The sequence below is a fragment of the Sporosarcina sp. AD_1 genome (assembly GCF_057373025.1).
This window is the reverse complement of the sequence record NZ_JBPVIR010000001.1, coordinates 83205-99385: the sequence shown is the minus strand read 5'-3', so window position 1 is coordinate 99385 and position 16181 is coordinate 83205. Positions and strand designations below refer to the sequence as shown.

Genomic DNA, 16181 nt, shown 5'->3' with positions numbered 1-16181 from the left:
AGATACAATTTTTTTATGGATGAGTAACTACATGAAGTCACTTGTACTCTCTGTAAAAGGGTATTACTCATTTTAATTTTTCTTAACATTAGTTCCTTGTTAGCAGAACATCCGTTGATTGGAGCGGAGGCTGGCAACTCCTGCGGGAACAGTGCGAGCTGAAGACCCTGGACGAAGCGCAGCGAAAGCCGACACGAAGAACGGCTTTTGCGACAAAAAGCAAAGCGTTTGAAGCAAGCTTTAATCGATATATAACAGGGGGATGCCTTAATTTCTGCACAGAACGCAGAAATACGGCAAATCGAACCCTTCGCTGTTCGATTAGCTATGAAAAAATACCAGATTGGTTGTGAAGTTGTTACTCTATTCGTTATACTATGAATGTAAGCGTTCACAACAAGGGGGATGGAACAGATGAATTTTGATTTGACTGATGAGCAACTGATGATTCGTCGGACGATGAAGGAATTCGCAGACGAAGTGGTCGCACCTGGTGCGATTGAAAGGGATCGGACGAAGGCGTTTCCATTATCGATTTTTAAGCAGCTGGGGGAAATGGGAATGATGGGATTGCCGTTTCCAGAAGACTATGGGGGTGCGGGAGCGGATACGATCAGTTTTGCTATCGTGACAGAAGAATTAAGCCGGGCGTGTGCGTCAACGGGGATTACATACTCGGCCCATATTTCACTTGGAGGGGCTCCGCTTCATTTATTCGGAACGGAAGAACAAAAAGAGAAATACTTGACGCCGATCTGTACTGGGGAGTCATTCGGCGCATTCGGATTAACCGAACCCAATGCAGGCTCGGATGCGGGGGGAACGCAAACGGCTGCAGTGGAAGATGGGGACGATTTCATTATTAATGGATCCAAAGTGTATATTACAAACGCTAGTCATGCTAAGCATTTGGCGCTGACGGCGGTTACTGGAATGGAAAATGGAAAGAAAGAGATCAGCGCCATTATCGTCCCGACCGACGCGGAAGGATTTAAAGTAATTGATAACTATGAAAAGATGGGGCTTCATGCCTCAAATACGACGGAACTCGTACTGGAAAACGTTCGGGTACCGAAGGAGAATCTTCTAGGCAAGAGAGGCGAGGGATTCCGCCAATTTTTAGTGACATTGGATGGTGGCAGGATTGGCATCGGTGCGATGGCAGTCGGAATTGCGCAAGCTGCCTATGACAAAGCTTTGAAATATGCGAAAGAACGGAAGCAATTTGGCAAAGCGCTGGCGGAATTCCAGGTGACCCAATTCAAGCTTGCCGATATGGCGCTTAAAATTGAACTTGCCCGCAATATGGTCTATAAAGCGGCCTGGTTGAAGGACCAAGGAAGGCCGTTCACGAAGGAAGCGGCCATGTGCAAATTGTATGCTTCGGAAATTGCAATGGAAGTGGCAGACGAAGCAATCCAGATTCATGGCGGCTATGGTTATATGAAGGAGTATGAGGTGGAGCGTTACATGAGGGATGCTAAGCTTCTTGAAATTGGGGAAGGTACTTCAGAAATTCAGCGGATGGTCATAGCACGCCAAATCGGTGTCATTTCCTGACGGGTTAGAAAACAGTCGAAAGTTTGTCGAAATTGTCACAAAGAGCGAATTCTGCGTGGATAACTCTTTCAGTTTTTCACCGGATACAGTACAATAATAGTTGTGCACTGTATAATTTACAGAATAGATCCTGGTGAAGGAGGGTAATTCATTGAAAAACAATCCTGTAGTACCATTTATCCTGATATTCGCGCTTGGATTAGGACTCATTTTCTTCATGTCTCTTTACGGGGTCGATCAGAAGAAGGAAATCGCTGGGGCGGATGAAGAAGGAAAAACGGAAGAAACAGCGTCTAATGCTGAGGAGTTTGATCCAGAAGGATTCACTCAACAAAAATGTATCGCTTGCCACGGTGGAGACTTGACTGGCGGAGCGGGACCTAGCCTTCATGGTCTATCCGAATCAAAGGAAAAGATTCACGAAATCATTAAGAACGGTCAAGGCGGCATGCCTGCTTTCGGTGGTCAAATTTCCGATGAGCAAATTGACCAGTTGGCAGACTACATCTTAACGCTTAAATGAGAAAAGGAGTCACCCGATGTGCAGCAGCATATCCGGTGGCTCTTTTTAATTGCAGGAGATGCAACGGAAAACGACATCATATACAATGGAAAAGGAAAGGTGGAGGTTTTTTGAATCCATTAAAATTATCGGAGCGATTAGCAACAGTGGCTTCATTTATTGAAAAAGGAAGCGTATTAGCTGACATTGGCAGCGACCATGCCTATTTACCGTGCCACCTTGTTAAGACGGGTGCCATTGAGCGTGCTGTTGCAGGAGAAGTGGCCAAAGGGCCGTATGAATCAGCAGTGGCGAATGTTGCAAAGGAAGGTCTTTCAAATGCCATTACGGTTCGGCTTGCGAATGGCTTGGCTGCTTTGCGAAATGAAGATAAAGTTGAGACAATTACGATAGCCGGAATGGGCGGTACGTTGATTGCCGGAATATTGGAGGAAGGAAAAGAAAGGCTGGAAGGCGTCAAACGCATCATTGTACAGCCAAATATTCATGCCATCGCAATTCGTTCGTGGTGTATGGACAACGGCTGGACACTCGTGGATGAGCGCATTTTGAAAGAAGATGAAAAGATATATGAAATCCTTGTCCTAGAACGGGGACGGGCGACGTTTTCTGAGTTGGAACTGCTTGTCGGTCCTTTTTTACTGGCGGAAAAATCGCCTGTATTTATTGAAAAGTGGACGAGGGAGCTGGAGGAGTGGAAGCGGGTTCTTCGTGCTATCGAAAATGCGGGGCATTCTGAAGAAGCTTTCACAAAGAAGGCCAAATTGCAATCGAAAATTGAAATGGTAGGGAAGGTGTTGTCGAATTGAAGAAAGTGAACGGTCATGAGATCATCACCCTTTTTGAACAATGGGCGCCAAAACGGTATGCGGAAGATTGGGATCCTGTCGGCCTGCATATCGGGCAGTTGAATAGACCAGTCGAAAAAGTCTTAGTGACGCTGGATGTAAATGAAGCCGTCGTGTCAGAGGCAATTGAGAAGGGGGCTAATTTAATCATCGCCCACCATCCGCCTATTTTCAAGCCGATGAAGTTTTTGTGGACGGATACGCCGCAAGGACGATTGATAGAAAAATGCATAAAGAACGACATTGCTGTGTATGCGGCGCACACTAATTTGGACGTCGCACCTGGTGGAGTAAATGATTTGCTGGCGGCTCGCTTAGAACTGAGAAATACGATTGTTATGGAGCCAACGATTCACGACCCTTTGTACAAGCTGGCTGTCTTTTGTCCGGTTGATCATGCAGGTCGTCTCCGGGATGCATTGGCCAAAGCTGGGGCAGGGGCGATTGGCGATTATGCCGGATGCAGTTTCACAACGACAGGAACCGGACGATTTATTCCTGCCGAAGGAGCGAATCCGTTTATCGGGGAAATCGGGAAACTGGAGGAAGTGGCCGAAGAACGTATAGAGGTAGTGATGCCCGGAACTCTTCGTACGAAAGTGTTGAAGGCGATGCTTGACGTCCATCCTTATGAAGAGCCGGCATATGACTTTTTTGTGCTCGATCAACGGACAAATGAATTGGGATTAGGAAGAGTCGGCGAACTGCAGGAAAGCATGTCACTCGGTCAATTCGCTGACCATGTGAAGCGGACGCTCGATGTCCCGTCCGTCCGAATTGTCGGGGATATGGACAAGCCGATTCGGAAAGTCGCAGTTCTTGGCGGAAGCGGGCCCAAGTATATCCATTCTGCGAAGCGGAGAGGCGCAGATGTTTTCGTAACTGGAGATATGGATTTCCATACTGCCCAAGATGCAGAAAATATAGATTTGGCAATTGTCGATCCAGGTCATCACGTAGAAAAAGTAATGATTACCGGGGTGGCGGACTATATGCAAAAGGTATGTGCGGAGAAAAATTTTGATGTCTCTTTCATCCCTTCTGATATCGATACGGAACCTTTTCGATTCGTTTAAAAGATAGTTTGGGGATGCAAAAAAAGCTGCCTCCTCTATGAGGAATGGCAGCTTTCACTTCTCCAAATGTTCGGCATTACAGTTTTGCGTAAGGCTCGATTCGATTCACAGGAGTCGGATTTTTGATTTTCGGAAGTATCTTTTCCAGTTGGAATTTGCGTTCCGGATTGTGTGTCAAAGGATCTTCTGGATTAAACTGCTCCAGAAACGCTATCACTTCGCGGACTACAATGGTCGGGGTGGAAGCCCCGGCAGTAACGGCCACCGTTTCGACACCCTGTAACCAATCAATTTTAATTTCGGATACATCAGAAACACGATAAGCCGGTGTGTTGGCGATTTCCACAGACACCTGTGTCAAGCGGTTTGAGTTATTGCTTTTTGGATCGCCGACAACTATTAGGAGGTCCGCTTCGCCTGCTTGCTCAGCGACAGCTTCCTGCCTTACTTGGGTAGCAAGGCAAATTTCTTTATGAACTTCAATGTGCGGATACTTTTCCTTCAAAGCCTCCATAATATGGGCAACGTCCCACTGACTCATAGTCGTTTGATTTGTCACGAGCAGCTTCTTGTTGTCAATCATCATCTTCTCAACATCTTCTACCGTTTCAATTAAATGAACGGCATGAGGAGCAATTCCGATTGCGCCTTCAGGTTCAGGATGATATTTTTTTCCGATATAAATGATCTCGTAACCTTCAGCTACTTTTTCTTCTATCAAATGATGGGTGACAGAGACATCCGGACAAGTGGCATCAATCGAGACAAGTCCTTTCCTGCGCGCCAGTTCACGAACTTCGGGAGAGACACCGTGTGCTGTGAAAATAACGGTGCCCGTTTCCACTTTGTTCAGGATATCAAGGCGGTCTTTGCCGTCGAGTGTGATAATTCCATCCTCTTCGAAGGCATCAGTAACGTGTTTATTATGAACAATCATGCCCAAGATATAAATGGGCCTTGGTAATGTTTTGTCGAGCGCTGCATTTCTTGCAATTACCATTGCATCGACAACCCCGTAGCAATAGCCCCTCGGGGAAATCTTTAATACTTTCATCGAAACTCACTCCTCTAATGGGCTCTATGTCCATTATAGTTGGAGTTGAACGGAGTTTCAAACTTATATCGTTGGAGGCTGGAAAATGCGAGGTGTGGAAACCCCGGCAGCAGCTCGGGCCGCCGCCCTTGGAGCAGCTGCAGCTGCTGCGTTTGCTGCGCCTTGCGCTGCAGTGCCGGCTGATGGAATCGATTGGAACCCTTTATATAATTTCCACATCGCCGGCAAATTTTGAATCATGGGAGCAAATTGCTGGATCAGCGGAGCGTATTGTTGAGCCGTATTCATGAAACGATTTGCAGTCTGCATGTACATCTCCATTTTGGATGAGTTTTGACCAGGTGCTCCTTGACCAGCGGCGCCAAATTGATTCCCCATGCCTGGGCCTGGGAAAGGCTGTCGAGGCATTGGCTGATTTCCGGGCTGGAATTGTGGGCCAAACCCGGATGGTCTCATGGCAATTGGGGATGACTGCTGTTGCCGCATGAATGGATAGAAGGATTGATATCTCATTATGAACCCCTTTCTTTTCATTGGTTTTGACCTTCACGCTATATAGTATGCGAAATTCACTTACGGCGGAACGGAATCATGCTACAATAAGAGTATGTTAGGAGGCATACAATGTCTAAATATACAGATTATCAATTTAAACCATTCTTACGGGATGCCATTTCCCGTCTCGGTTTTATCGAACCGACACCAATACAAAAAGAGATGATACCACTCATTCTCAAAGGGTCGAAGGCAATTGGCCAAGCACATACCGGAACAGGAAAATCGCATAGCTTCCTCATTCCGATTGTCGAGAGAATGGACATAGATACCGATCAGCTCCAAGCTGTCATTACGGCACCTACACGAGAGCTCGCGACGCAGTTGTTCACTGAGTTGAACAAACTGACGGAAGGAACGGAAATACGAAGTGCCTTGCTGATCGGTGGAACGGACAAGCAGAGAACAATCGGGAAATTGAAGTCGGCCCCACATGTTGTCGTTGGAACGCCAGGACGGATTCGGGATATGGCGGAAAACGGAGCACTAGGAGTCCATACGGCTTCCATTCTCGTCATTGATGAAGCCGATTTGGCATTTGACATGGGCTTTATTGAAGATATCGATCAGTTTGCAGCACGGATGCCAGCTAATCTGGAAATGTACGTATTTTCAGCTACTATTCCTGAAAAGCTGAAGCCCTTCCTTGCGAAATATATGGATTCTCCGGTTCATATTCAAATTGGCAAACGGAAACCTTTAACAGAAGGCATGCATTATTCGCTCGTTCCGGTTCGTTCGATGGACCGAAAGAAAAAGCTGCTACAAGTTTTGAACGGTATCAATCCGTATTTAGCTATTGTATTTACGAATACAAAACAGCATGCGGATGAGATAGCTGATTACCTCGCAGGACATGGCATTAAAGCTGGCCGTATCCATGGCGATCTGACGCCGCGTGAAAGAACCCGCATGATGAAGCAAGTGCGCGATTTGGAATTCCAATATATTGTTGCGACCGATTTGGCGGCCAGAGGAATTGATATTCCCGGTGTCAGCCATGTCATTAACTATGAATTGCCGGAGGATCTGGAGTTTTTCATTCACCGGGTAGGCCGGACGGCGCGTGCTGGATTGGAAGGAATCGCTATTACGTTATACGAGCCTTCTGAAGATGATAAAATTGTGCAAATTGAAAAGTTGGGCATTCCATTTGTCCATGAAGATATTAAGAACGGCGAATGGCAAGAAGTGAAGGAGCGCCATGCAAGAAAAAGACGTGTCAAAGAAACGGACGACCTTGATCGGAAAGCTGCTTCCTATGTCAGAAAGCCGGATAAAGTGAAGCCGGGCTATAAAAAGAAAATGGCCAGAGAGATGGAGAGCTTCAAAAAGAGGGAAAGGAGATTGAAACGTAAAAAATGACACAGCAACCAATCCTGTTAGGATCCCACGTATCGATGAGCGGCAAAGAGATGCTGCTCGGTTCAAGCAAGGAAGCTGCAAGTTATGGAGCGAGCACGTTTATGATATATACAGGTGCTCCGCAAAATACGAGAAGAAAACCGATAGAGGAATTGAATATTGAGGCAGGGCAGCTCCATATGCAAGAAAATGGAATGTCAAATATCGTCGTCCACGCACCGTATATAATCAATATCGGCAATACGACCAAGCCGGAAACTTTTCGTCTGGGAGTGGATTTTCTGCAGATGGAAATTGAGCGGACAGCGGCCCTTGGAGTCGATCAGATTGTTCTTCATCCAGGTGCCCATGTAGGGGCCGGTGCTGAAGCTGGAATTGCTAAGATCATTGAGGGATTGAATGAAGTATTGTCCGATGATTCAACTGTGCGGATCGCCTTGGAAACAATGGCTGGAAAAGGAAGCGAGTGCGGCAGGAATTTTGAGGAGCTCGCGCGGATTATCGATGGCGTCTCAAACAATGAGCGTTTGTCTGTCTGCTTCGATACATGCCATGTGCACGACGCGGGATACGATATCGTACATGATTTCGATGGAGTTCTGGATGAATTCGACCGGATCATTGGCAAAGACCGAATCTCGGTTATCCATGTCAATGATAGTAAAAACGAATGCGGAGCTATGAAGGATCGCCACGAGAACATTGGCTTCGGCCATATCGGGTTTGAGCCATTATGCTATATCGTCCATCATCCAGAGTTTCAATCGGTTCCAAAAATATTGGAAACTCCATTCATAGGGACAGATGCCAAAAATAAAAAGGCTCCATATGAAAAAGAGATTGAAATGCTCCGTACAAAAACATTCCAAAGTGAATTGCAAACTGTTTGAAGCAACTCTCGAACATAACTAAATGACCGGTTATCATTCATTAGAAAGAAGTAGAGGAGAATCCACAAAAAGATTCTGCTCTACTCCTCTAAGCCGGTTACATCAAATCCAAATAACTTCTAAATAATTCTTCTCCTTTTTTCTCCCCGACGGCTTTCTTTACTTTCATGATGAAGCTTTCCGGTACGCCGGAAAACAGCCAGTGAAACGAAATTTCATCCAATAAGGGACGCAACGCTTGGATTTCCTCTGCATTCAGTGCAATGCCGTGCGTACTGGCTAATTGTTGCGCTTCTTCCACGCTGCACGTTTTCAATTGATTGATAAACTGAAGTAACTCCAAATTACACCATTCCTTCTCAATATGTTGTCAGAAGACCAAAATTCCGCTATACTACATAGGCAACAAATCGTAACGGTTACTATTCATTTGTGGATAGTTTTATGGCTGGTTCACGCGATACCGCCTGTTTTGATAGAGAGGGATTTGTCTATGAAGAATACAATTATTGAATGCAAGGATGTCAGTTTTACATACGACCATACGGAAGTCCTTGAACATATATCATTGGAAGTCAAGGAAGGGGAGTTTTGGGCTTTAATTGGACCGAATGGTTCGGGAAAGTCGACGTTGATCAAGCTTATTTTAGGTTTGATAAAACCAAGCAGAGGTTCGATCAAACTGTTTGGCGAAGATATGTCATCCTTTCGTCAGCGTGAGCGGATCGGATACGTATCTCAAAAGTCAAACGCGTTTAATTCGGGCTTTCCGGCCACTGTCTTGGAAGTGGTCCGAAGCGGTTTGACCCGTAAGACCGGCTTATTCAAACGTTTTACAAAAAGGGAAGATCAACAGGCAATGGAAGCTTTGAAAATTGTCAAGATGGATCCATATCATTCCCGACCAATTGGAGAGCTTTCCGGCGGCCAGCAGCAACGGGTCTTCATTGCCAGAGCGCTTGTCGGAAAACCAGATCTCCTCATTATGGATGAACCGACGGTAGGGATCGACCAGCAAAATATCGCGTCTTTCTATTCTATGCTTCAAACGCTCAACCGTGAACATGGAATTGCTATCCTTCTGGTGACACATGAAATTGATATTGTCACCGATCTGGCCTCGCATGTTGCATGCTTGAATCGGTCGATCCATTTCCATGGAGTACAGTCTGATTATAAGAAGATGGACGATATGGACATCTCCAACTGGTATGGACATCCGGTCCGAAGAGTCCATCAAAGTGATCGGGAGGCGGAAAGATGATCGAGGCCATTTTTAATTATGAATTTCTTCAAAATGCATTTTTATCGGGCATTATCATTGGTATCATCGCGCCTTTGCTCGGCTTGTTTATTGTCGTCAGACGCCTGGCGCTTATTGCGGATGCATTGAGCCACGTGGCCCTCGCCGGGATAGCGGGAAGCCTGTATTTGAGCCAGCAGGTGTTGTTCTTGTCGGCGCTGAATCCTATTTATCTTGGAATGGCGGCAGCAGTCGGCGGCTCCTTATTAATAGAGCGTCTGCGGGGGGCTTATCGTCATTTCGAGGAACTGGCCATCCCGATCATTCTGTCAGCAGGTATCGGATTTGGTGCAATCTTTATTTCCCTAGCGAAAGGGTTTGGGACGGATCTTGTCGGCTATTTGTTCGGTTCAGTCTCTGCAGTAAGCCGGCAAGACTTAGGGATTGTCGCGATAATTGCGCTTTGTGTCATCGGCTTTGTCTATTTCTTTTACAAGGAATTGTTTGCCTTGTCGTTCGACCGGGAATATGCGAAAGTTTCCGGTGTGCAGGGGAAACTGATCCAAACGGTCTTTATGATCATCGTAGCCCTTGTCATTGGGGCGTCCATGAGGATTGTCGGGATCTTGCTTGTATCCTCCTTGATGACATTGCCGGTTGCAGCAGCAATCCAATTGGCAAAGAGCTTTAGAGGGGCTATGCTCTATTCGATCGGCATAGGCGAATTGTCTGTCCTGATTGGTTTGGTTGCCGCATATTATTTGGATATCGCGCCTGGGGGTACAATCGTAATAACATCGGTCATCATTTTATTGCTCGTTTTATTCTTTAAAAAGACGTGGCGGAAAATGGTCGGAACAAAAGGGGAGGCGGATGTGGTATGACACTTGATGAAGCGTGGAGAATCTTATCCGAACATCAATTTAAACGGACAAAAAACAGGGAGACGTTGCTTGAATATTTTGCAGCGCATGATAAATACATGTCGGCCATGGAAGTTCGTAATTTTATGGCTCAGGACAATCCCGGAATCAGTTATGATACAATCTACCGTAATTTGGCGACATTTTCCGAGCTTAAGATTTTGGAAGAGACCGAACTGAATGGAGAACGGCATTTTAGAATGCAATGTGATGCAAAGAACCATCATCACCATTTCATTTGCACGGAATGCGGAAAAACGAGAAGCATTTCCCATTGTCCCATGGAAATCGTAACTGACGAGCTGTCAGGTTATGAAGTGGAAGGCCATAAATTTGAAATCTACGGCAAATGTCCGATTTGCATTTCATAATTAATAAAAGGGCATGAACCCTCCTAACTTTGGAGGATTCATGCCCTTTTTCTTATATTGTTTGTTCAATCGGAAAGAGGCGTTTCAGCCATTGATCCGCTTCGTTCCAGTTGGTGACCCGAATGACGCCTTCGGGTATTGGAGAGCGGTTATATGGTGTATCAAATAAAAACACAGGGATGTTAAGCTCTTCATGAAGAGCGACCGCGTTATCATGCTTATCTTCAAAAAAGCAATGGACGCCGAATTGTTTGGCGGCCTCAATCTTATGATGGCTGCCAATTAGCTCGATATGGTCATACGGAATTTCTTCTCGCTGAAACCATTCTACTGTACAATCCATGACATTTTCGCCGCGCGCGGAAATATAGAACAGTTCGAATGACTCCTGCCAGTCGGATAAGATTTCTTTCGCATATTGCTGGGCAGGGGAGGTTCGGTAAATATGTTCCTCCGCCTGCCGATACCACGCGTAGAACTCGGCTTCCTCGACATCGAACGCTTTTGTCAGGTCGTACTCTTTAATTTGATCGAGCACCAGATTGCACCCAAACCGTTCATTAATATGAGGCAGCAGCGATGTCGGGCAGGTGACCGTTCCATCGATGTCGATGCCTAGACGGAATCGCCTCATTCAACGGATCCGCCTTGAAGCTGTAATTCCTCTTGGCGTTTCTTTTCGAAGTATTCTGCTGCGATTTTATCGATTTCAATTTTCAATTCTTCGACCATTGTCTCTTCCGGCACTTTACGGACTGTTTTCCCTTTCATGAACAAGAGTCCTTCTCCGCGTGCGCCTGCAATGCCGATGTCTGCCTCACGAGCTTCACCCGGTCCGTTAACGGCACAGCCAAGCACTGCCACTTTAATAGGGGCTTTAATAGTTGAAATGTATTCTTCCACTTCATTGGCAATGGAAATCAAGTCGATTTCAATACGGCCGCATGTCGGGCAGGAAATTAGAGTTGCAGCGTTGGATGAAAGGCCGAACACCTTCAGCAATTCCCGCGCCACTTTTACTTCTTGTACGGGATCAGCACTAAGTGATACGCGTAGTGTATTCCCGATACCGGCTGAAAGCAATGTTCCAAGACCGGCAGCACTCTTAATGGAACCTGCGAACAAAGTTCCAGATTCCGTGATGCCTAAATGCAATGGATAATCAAAAGCGGCAGCGGCTTTTTTATACGCTTCCACCGCCAAATTGACATCTGACGCTTTCAGGGAAACGATAATATCATGGAAATCAAGGTCTTCTAAAATCTTGATATGGTGCAGAGCACTTTCTACCATGCCATCCGCTGTTGGATAGCCGTACTTTTTCAAAATGTGTTTTTCCAAGGAACCAGCATTGACTCCAATTCGGATCGGAATCCCTTTTTCTTTGGCTGCCTTAACGACTGCCTCCACTTTTTCCTGGCGGCCGATATTTCCTGGATTGATCCGGATTTTATCTGCCCCTTGTTCAATCGCAATCAAAGCTAATTTATAGTCAAAATGGATATCTACTACTAACGGGATGTTGATACGTTTCTTAATCTCTCCGATTGCATAAGCAGCCCGTTCATCAGGACAAGCGACCCGTACAACTTGACATCCGGCTTCCTCGAGGCGCAGGATTTCCGCGACTGTTGCATCCACATCATGTGTTTTTGTTGTCGCCATACTTTGAATGAATAGCTCGTTGCTTCCGCCGATTGTCAGATTGCCGACTTTGACGGGACGTGTTTTCGATCTGTGTATCATTTCACTCATTTATGTTCTCTCCTTAAAAACTCGTATCTACCTACTCATTTTATCAATCAACCTGATAAAAAGAAAGGAACAGTACTTGGGATTGCTTTATTCACATAGATTGACGGAATTCGTCGACACCGGCAACTTAACTGACAGTCCGCCAATCAATTCCTGGTTTTGCAAGTAAGGATTGAGGGAATAGAACACGGATAAACGCTCTACAAACGAAAGGTTTGGATCCGGATATAAGGCGAACAGTGATTCAATTGTATCCCCATCAATCGTCTTGACCTGGATGACAGCCTGCTTGTCCTCTTCACAAGGTATTTCATCTGCAAAGAAAGAAGCAAGCGGAATCGTGCCGTCCGTCAGGTCCTCTTTAAGAATGTGAAAAATAAGAAATAGGATAATGGCCGCAAATAAAGTTCTCATCATATATCCCCCCTGCGGGAAATATATGCGCGGCAGCCGGAGAATATTCACTTCCTTACTTTTGGATAGTATTTCACGGCAAGCGCAATATATAACAAGTGGACGATTGACGCCAGGTAAAGTTCGTTAAGCTGCCATGCCGGAAATGAATCCAGCACCAGCGTGACAAGAAGCGGAACAGTAACTGAAACTGCCGCGGTCCGCCAAATATGGCGATATTCCGCTTTGCGCTGCATAAGCATGGCAATTAACAGCCCGGCTAAACCGAAAAGGCTTATTCTGACGAAAATATAAAATGTCGTAATGACGAATTGGAGAATAAACGCAATCGGATAGAGAAGCCATCCGATCGTTCGGCTATACTCCATCAGTTCAGGTGAAGCCTCGAAAAGACTTACATCTCCAAAAATAAATCTAGTAAATGATATAACAGTGTAAATGCCAATGAACAGAAAAACATATTGAATGACCTTGCCAATCGGCAATAGTCTGAAAGCCGCAAGTTTTTTTGGTTCTTTTAAAGCGGCTAGAAACAGTTGATGGAATTTCAATTGTGCTCCTCCTTTATCTATAGATAGTCTACCATAAGCAAGCGGGTCAAATGATGGGTAGTAAATTCGACAGATTGATGTCTTTTGTCGAACGAATTGTAAAGGCTATGTAAAGATTTTGCTCGTTCTATTTACAATTCGTTAATACTATCAACATAATGGAGTCGATACATATTCAGGATGATGGAGGTTGACGTGTTAATGGAGGTAAATTGGCAAGAAATGATCTTCCAATTCGTTGGTGGACTGGGGATATTCCTTTTTGCTATTAAATATATGGGGGATGGGCTTCAAAAAGCCGCAGGGGACAGACTTCGTTCCATCTTGGACCGATTTACGACCAATCCATTCATGGGCGTACTGAGCGGAATTATCGTCACTGTTCTGATCCAATCAAGCTCGGGAACAACCGTCATTACGGTTGGGCTTGTCAGCGCAGGATTCATGACGCTGAGACAGGCGATCGGTGTCATCATGGGTGCCAACATCGGGACGACCGTAACGGCATTCATCATCGGTCTGGATGTTGGGGCATATGCGCTTCCAATTATGGCCTTCGGTGCATTTCTCATTTTCTTCATTAAGAAAAGTTCTGTTAAAAGCTTAGGGGAAGTCATCTTCGGTTTTGGTGGACTCTTTTTAGGCTTGGAACTGATGAGTAATGGTATGAAACCGCTCCGATCATTGGAGGCATTTACGGATATTACGTTATCCATGAGTGATCACCCATTGCTCGGCGTCGTAGCGGGAACCGTTTTTACACTTGTCGTCCAAAGTTCAAGTGCGACTGTCGGTATTCTTCAAGGATTATATGCGGAGAATTTGGTTGACTTAAAAGGGGCGTTGCCGATTTTATTCGGTGATAACATCGGGACAACCATTACAGCCATTCTTGCAGCCCTTGGTGCTTCTGTTGCGGCACGGCGCGCAGCGGCGACTCATGTCCTTTTCAATGTCGTCGGAACGATTGTTTTCATGATTTTACTGTATCCGTTCACAATGTATGTCGAGTGGATCAGCGGCGTATTGAATTTGGAAAGCAAAATGCAAATCGCATTTGCGCATGGTTCGTTTAACGTGGCCAATACGGTTCTCCAGTTTCCTTTGATCGGCGCCTGGGCTTATTTCGTCACAAAGCTCATCCCAGGAAAAGATGTTACGATCGAATATAAACCGAAACACTTGGATCCAAATTTCATTACGCAATCTCCAGCTGTCGCAATCGGACAAGCGAAGGAAGAAATTATCCGCATGGGCGATTTTGCAGTACAGGGCCTGGGAGAGACGTTTGAATATTTGAAGACAAGCAATAAAAAGCATGCCGAAACCGCGTATCAGATTGAAGATGCGATCAACAATCTGGACAGAAAGATCACAGACTATCTAGTGGAGATTTCAGCGGTTAATATTTCGCCTATTGAGTCTGCACGACATGTCATGCTGATGGATACGGTACGGGATATTGAACGGATCGGAGACCACTTCGAAAATATTATTGAACTGATCGATTTCAGGGAAATGAATCGCGTCAAACTGACAGAGGATGCTTTGGAGGATTTGACAGAGATGTTCACTTTGACAATTGAAACAGTAGGAAAAGCCGTAAAGTCACTCGACTTGAATGACACGGAGCTTGCTCGGGCAGTGGCAGAGCAAGAGGATTTGATCGATAAGATGGAAAGAAAGTTCCGCAAAAACCATATCGTCCGTTTGAATGGCGGTCATTGCTCCGCACAGGCGGGTATCGTTTTTGTCGATATCGTATCCAATTTGGAGCGGATTGGCGACCATGCGGTAAACATAGCGGAAGCTGTACTAGGCAAGCGGGCATAAAAAAGGAGCGATTTGTATGGAATGGATCGGCTGGATTGTCGCGATCATCTTTTTTCTAGTGGCGTTCGCCGGATTGATCTATCCGATCATTCCGTCTGTTATATTCATAGTTGGTGGATTTCTGCTGTATGGCTGGATTGTTTCCTTTGAAGAAATGAATTGGCTGTTTTGGCTCATTCAAATCCTCTTTGTGGTCCTTCTTTTCTCTGCGGACACATTGGCCAATCTGGTCGGTGTCAAGAGGTTTGGAGGATCCAAAGCCGGTATGTGGGGAAGTACAATCGGACTGCTTGCCGGTCCGTTTGTCATTCCGGTTGCAGGGATTTTGCTCGGTCCATTTATCGGAGCTGTTCTGGCGGAGTTGATAGTATCGCGCGCAGGATTAAAGCAATCGCTTTTGACAGGTATCGGTTCACTTGTCGGTTTCTTGACTTCTGTTCTAGCAAAAGGTGGTATCATGCTTGTGATGATTGCCATATTTATTCTATTCGTTGCCAAATAGTTCATTTCAATTGATTGGATTTCTTAATTTTGATACTGTTAAATACGTAGGATAATTATTGAATCTATTGAGGAGGAATGGACAAATGGCTTACCAATTACCAGAACTGCCATACGCATACGATGCGTTGGAACCACACATCGACAAAGAAACGATGAACATCCACCACACAAAACACCATAATACGTACGTTACGAATGTGAATAATGCATTGGAAGGACATGACGATTTGGCTTCCAAATCAGTTGAAGAGCTAATTTCCGATATGGATGCAATTCCTGAGGCTATTCGCACTGCAGTCCGCAACAATGGCGGCGGTCATGCAAACCATACTCTCTTCTGGCAAATCCTTTCGCCAAATGGCGGCGGTCAACCAACTGGAGCGCTAGCAGAAGCGATCGATAAGAAATTCGGCAGCTTTGATGCGTTCAAAGAAGAATTTGCAAAAGCAGCTACTACACGCTTTGGTTCAGGATGGGCATGGCTTGTACTTAACAATGGCGAGCTTGAAGTTGTCTCGACTCCAAACCAAGACAATCCATTGATGGAAGGCAAGACGCCTCTACTAGGCTTGGACGTTTGGGAGCATGCATACTACCTAAACTACCAAAACAGACGTCCTGACTATATCTCGGCGTTCTGGAACGTTGTCAACTGGGATGAAGTTGCGAAGCGTTTCGAAAAGTGATAGATTATAGCAACCTGGCATACATCTTGT

At 45.5% G+C, this 16181-nt stretch carries 19 protein-coding genes; 12 read left to right on the top strand and 7 right to left on the bottom strand.

What is annotated here, in order from left to right:
• The first annotated feature begins 414 nt into the window (after positions 1–414).
• The 4 genes from ACSW3C_RS00520 (at position 415) to ACSW3C_RS00505 (ending at position 4007) form a co-directional block, all read left to right on the top strand.
• The gene (locus tag ACSW3C_RS00520) at positions 415–1560 is read left to right on the top strand and encodes an acyl-CoA dehydrogenase family protein (protein WP_486560295.1); all 1146 of its coding nucleotides are present in this window, start codon (positions 415–417) and stop codon (positions 1558–1560) included.
• A 151-nt stretch (positions 1561–1711) separates the two neighbouring features.
• A complete protein-coding gene (gene cccA, locus ACSW3C_RS00515; RefSeq protein WP_238082011.1) occupies positions 1712–2083 on the top strand; it encodes a cytochrome c550 in 372 nt (123 codons plus the stop codon).
• 110 nt (positions 2084–2193) lie between these two features.
• Positions 2194–2892 (top strand): tRNA (adenine(22)-N(1))-methyltransferase, encoded by a 699-nt coding sequence (locus ACSW3C_RS00510; protein ID WP_486560294.1) that lies wholly within the window; start codon positions 2194–2196, stop codon positions 2890–2892.
• Positions 2889–4007: a Nif3-like dinuclear metal center hexameric protein gene (locus tag ACSW3C_RS00505; RefSeq protein ID WP_486560293.1), complete on the top strand. Its 1119-nt coding sequence runs from the start codon at positions 2889–2891 to the stop codon at positions 4005–4007. Before ACSW3C_RS00510 ends, ACSW3C_RS00505 begins: the two co-directional genes overlap by 4 nt.
• A 76-nt stretch (positions 4008–4083) precedes the next feature.
• Here the strand turns inward: ACSW3C_RS00505 and ACSW3C_RS00500 are convergent, their stop codons facing one another.
• Both ACSW3C_RS00500 and ACSW3C_RS00495 read right to left on the bottom strand, forming a co-directional pair.
• The gene (locus tag ACSW3C_RS00500; RefSeq protein ID WP_486560292.1) at positions 4084–5061 is read right to left on the bottom strand and encodes a 4-hydroxy-3-methylbut-2-enyl diphosphate reductase; all 978 of its coding nucleotides are present in this window, start codon (positions 5059–5061) and stop codon (positions 4084–4086) included.
• Between the two features lie 63 nt (positions 5062–5124).
• Positions 5125–5574 (bottom strand): YqfQ family protein, encoded by a 450-nt coding sequence (locus ACSW3C_RS00495; protein WP_238081994.1) that lies wholly within the window; start codon positions 5572–5574, stop codon positions 5125–5127.
• Between the two features lie 111 nt (positions 5575–5685).
• On the opposite strand from ACSW3C_RS00495, the gene ACSW3C_RS00490 reads away from it, so the two are divergent.
• Positions 5686–6981 carry a DEAD/DEAH box helicase gene (locus ACSW3C_RS00490; protein ID WP_486560291.1) on the top strand — a complete coding sequence of 432 codons (1296 nt, stop codon included), beginning with the start codon at positions 5686–5688 and terminating at the stop codon, positions 6979–6981.
• 11 nt (positions 6982–6992) lie between these two features.
• Positions 6993–7871 (top strand): deoxyribonuclease IV, encoded by an 879-nt coding sequence (locus ACSW3C_RS00485; protein WP_486560854.1) that lies wholly within the window; start codon positions 6993–6995, stop codon positions 7869–7871.
• Between the two features lie 97 nt (positions 7872–7968).
• On the opposite strand, the gene ACSW3C_RS00480 is transcribed toward ACSW3C_RS00485, so the two are convergent.
• Complete coding sequence (locus tag ACSW3C_RS00480; protein WP_486560290.1) at positions 7969–8214, bottom strand: hypothetical protein; 246 nt, start codon at positions 8212–8214, stop codon at positions 7969–7971.
• 150 nt (positions 8215–8364) lie between these two features.
• On the opposite strand from ACSW3C_RS00480, the gene ACSW3C_RS00475 reads away from it, so the two are divergent.
• From ACSW3C_RS00475 to ACSW3C_RS00465, 3 genes are read left to right on the top strand one after another with little or no spacing between them, the layout of a single operon-like run.
• Positions 8365–9135 carry a metal ABC transporter ATP-binding protein gene (locus tag ACSW3C_RS00475; protein ID WP_486560289.1) on the top strand — a complete coding sequence of 257 codons (771 nt, stop codon included), beginning with the start codon at positions 8365–8367 and terminating at the stop codon, positions 9133–9135.
• Positions 9132–9998, top strand: coding sequence for a metal ABC transporter permease (locus ACSW3C_RS00470; protein WP_486560288.1), 867 nt, complete (start codon positions 9132–9134; stop codon positions 9996–9998). Before ACSW3C_RS00475 ends, ACSW3C_RS00470 begins: the two co-directional genes overlap by 4 nt.
• On the top strand, positions 9995–10408 hold the full coding sequence (locus tag ACSW3C_RS00465) for a Fur family transcriptional regulator (RefSeq protein ID WP_238081987.1): 414 nt from the start codon (positions 9995–9997) through the stop codon (positions 10406–10408). Before ACSW3C_RS00470 ends, ACSW3C_RS00465 begins: the two co-directional genes overlap by 4 nt.
• A 52-nt stretch (positions 10409–10460) precedes the next feature.
• On the opposite strand, the gene ACSW3C_RS00460 is transcribed toward ACSW3C_RS00465, so the two are convergent.
• The 4 genes from ACSW3C_RS00460 to ACSW3C_RS00445 all read right to left on the bottom strand — a co-directional run bounded on the left by ACSW3C_RS00460 (position 10461) and on the right by ACSW3C_RS00445 (position 13128).
• On the bottom strand, positions 10461–11042 hold the full coding sequence (locus ACSW3C_RS00460) for a 5' nucleotidase, NT5C type (RefSeq protein ID WP_486560287.1): 582 nt from the start codon (positions 11040–11042) through the stop codon (positions 10461–10463).
• A complete protein-coding gene (gene ispG, locus ACSW3C_RS00455) occupies positions 11039–12154 on the bottom strand; it encodes a flavodoxin-dependent (E)-4-hydroxy-3-methylbut-2-enyl-diphosphate synthase (protein WP_238082774.1) in 1116 nt (371 codons plus the stop codon). The genes ACSW3C_RS00460 and ispG overlap by 4 nt, the downstream gene beginning before the upstream one ends.
• 96 nt (positions 12155–12250) lie before the next feature.
• Positions 12251–12577, bottom strand: a complete 327-nt coding sequence (locus tag ACSW3C_RS00450; protein ID WP_238081984.1) for a hypothetical protein — start codon at positions 12575–12577, stop codon at positions 12251–12253.
• Between the two features lie 47 nt (positions 12578–12624).
• Positions 12625–13128, bottom strand: a complete 504-nt coding sequence (locus tag ACSW3C_RS00445) for a DUF1189 family protein (protein WP_486560286.1) — start codon at positions 13126–13128, stop codon at positions 12625–12627.
• Positions 13129–13329: 201 nt separating this feature from the next.
• Between ACSW3C_RS00445 and ACSW3C_RS00440 the strand changes: the two genes are divergently transcribed.
• The 3 genes from ACSW3C_RS00440 to sodA all read left to right on the top strand — a co-directional run bounded on the left by ACSW3C_RS00440 (position 13330) and on the right by sodA (position 16151).
• Entirely contained in the window at positions 13330–14961 is a 1632-nt protein-coding gene (locus ACSW3C_RS00440) for a Na/Pi cotransporter family protein (RefSeq protein ID WP_486560285.1), read from the top strand.
• A gap of 16 nt (positions 14962–14977) precedes the next feature.
• A complete protein-coding gene (locus ACSW3C_RS00435) occupies positions 14978–15463 on the top strand; it encodes a DUF456 domain-containing protein (protein WP_486560284.1) in 486 nt (161 codons plus the stop codon).
• A gap of 85 nt (positions 15464–15548) precedes the next feature.
• Positions 15549–16151, top strand: coding sequence for a superoxide dismutase SodA (sodA, locus tag ACSW3C_RS00430; RefSeq protein WP_486560283.1), 603 nt, complete (start codon positions 15549–15551; stop codon positions 16149–16151).
• Positions 16152–16181: the final 30 nt, after the last annotated feature.

What these genes read in the sequence shown, in the direction of transcription:
- ACSW3C_RS00490 (WP_486560291.1), top strand. Translation starts at nt 5,686, where the DNA reads ATGTCTAAATATACAGATTATCAATTTAAACCATTCTTACGGGATGCC.
- sodA (WP_486560283.1), top strand. Translation starts at nt 15,549, where the DNA reads ATGGCTTACCAATTACCAGAACTGCCATACGCATACGATGCGTTGGAA.
- ACSW3C_RS00470 (WP_486560288.1), top strand. Translation starts at nt 9,132, where the DNA reads ATGATCGAGGCCATTTTTAATTATGAATTTCTTCAAAATGCATTTTTA.
- ispG (WP_238082774.1), bottom strand. Translation starts at nt 12,154, where the DNA reads ATGATACACAGATCGAAAACACGTCCCGTCAAAGTCGGCAATCTGACA.
- ACSW3C_RS00520 (WP_486560295.1), top strand. Translation starts at nt 415, where the DNA reads ATGAATTTTGATTTGACTGATGAGCAACTGATGATTCGTCGGACGATG.
- ACSW3C_RS00460 (WP_486560287.1), bottom strand. Translation starts at nt 11,042, where the DNA reads ATGAGGCGATTCCGTCTAGGCATCGACATCGATGGAACGGTCACCTGC.
- ACSW3C_RS00435 (WP_486560284.1), top strand. Translation starts at nt 14,978, where the DNA reads ATGGAATGGATCGGCTGGATTGTCGCGATCATCTTTTTTCTAGTGGCG.
- ACSW3C_RS00500 (WP_486560292.1), bottom strand. Translation starts at nt 5,061, where the DNA reads ATGAAAGTATTAAAGATTTCCCCGAGGGGCTATTGCTACGGGGTTGTC.
- ACSW3C_RS00450 (WP_238081984.1), bottom strand. Translation starts at nt 12,577, where the DNA reads ATGAGAACTTTATTTGCGGCCATTATCCTATTTCTTATTTTTCACATT.
- ACSW3C_RS00495 (WP_238081994.1), bottom strand. Translation starts at nt 5,574, where the DNA reads ATGAGATATCAATCCTTCTATCCATTCATGCGGCAACAGCAGTCATCC.
- ACSW3C_RS00465 (WP_238081987.1), top strand. Translation starts at nt 9,995, where the DNA reads ATGACACTTGATGAAGCGTGGAGAATCTTATCCGAACATCAATTTAAA.
- ACSW3C_RS00440 (WP_486560285.1), top strand. Translation starts at nt 13,330, where the DNA reads ATGGAGGTAAATTGGCAAGAAATGATCTTCCAATTCGTTGGTGGACTG.
- ACSW3C_RS00475 (WP_486560289.1), top strand. Translation starts at nt 8,365, where the DNA reads ATGAAGAATACAATTATTGAATGCAAGGATGTCAGTTTTACATACGAC.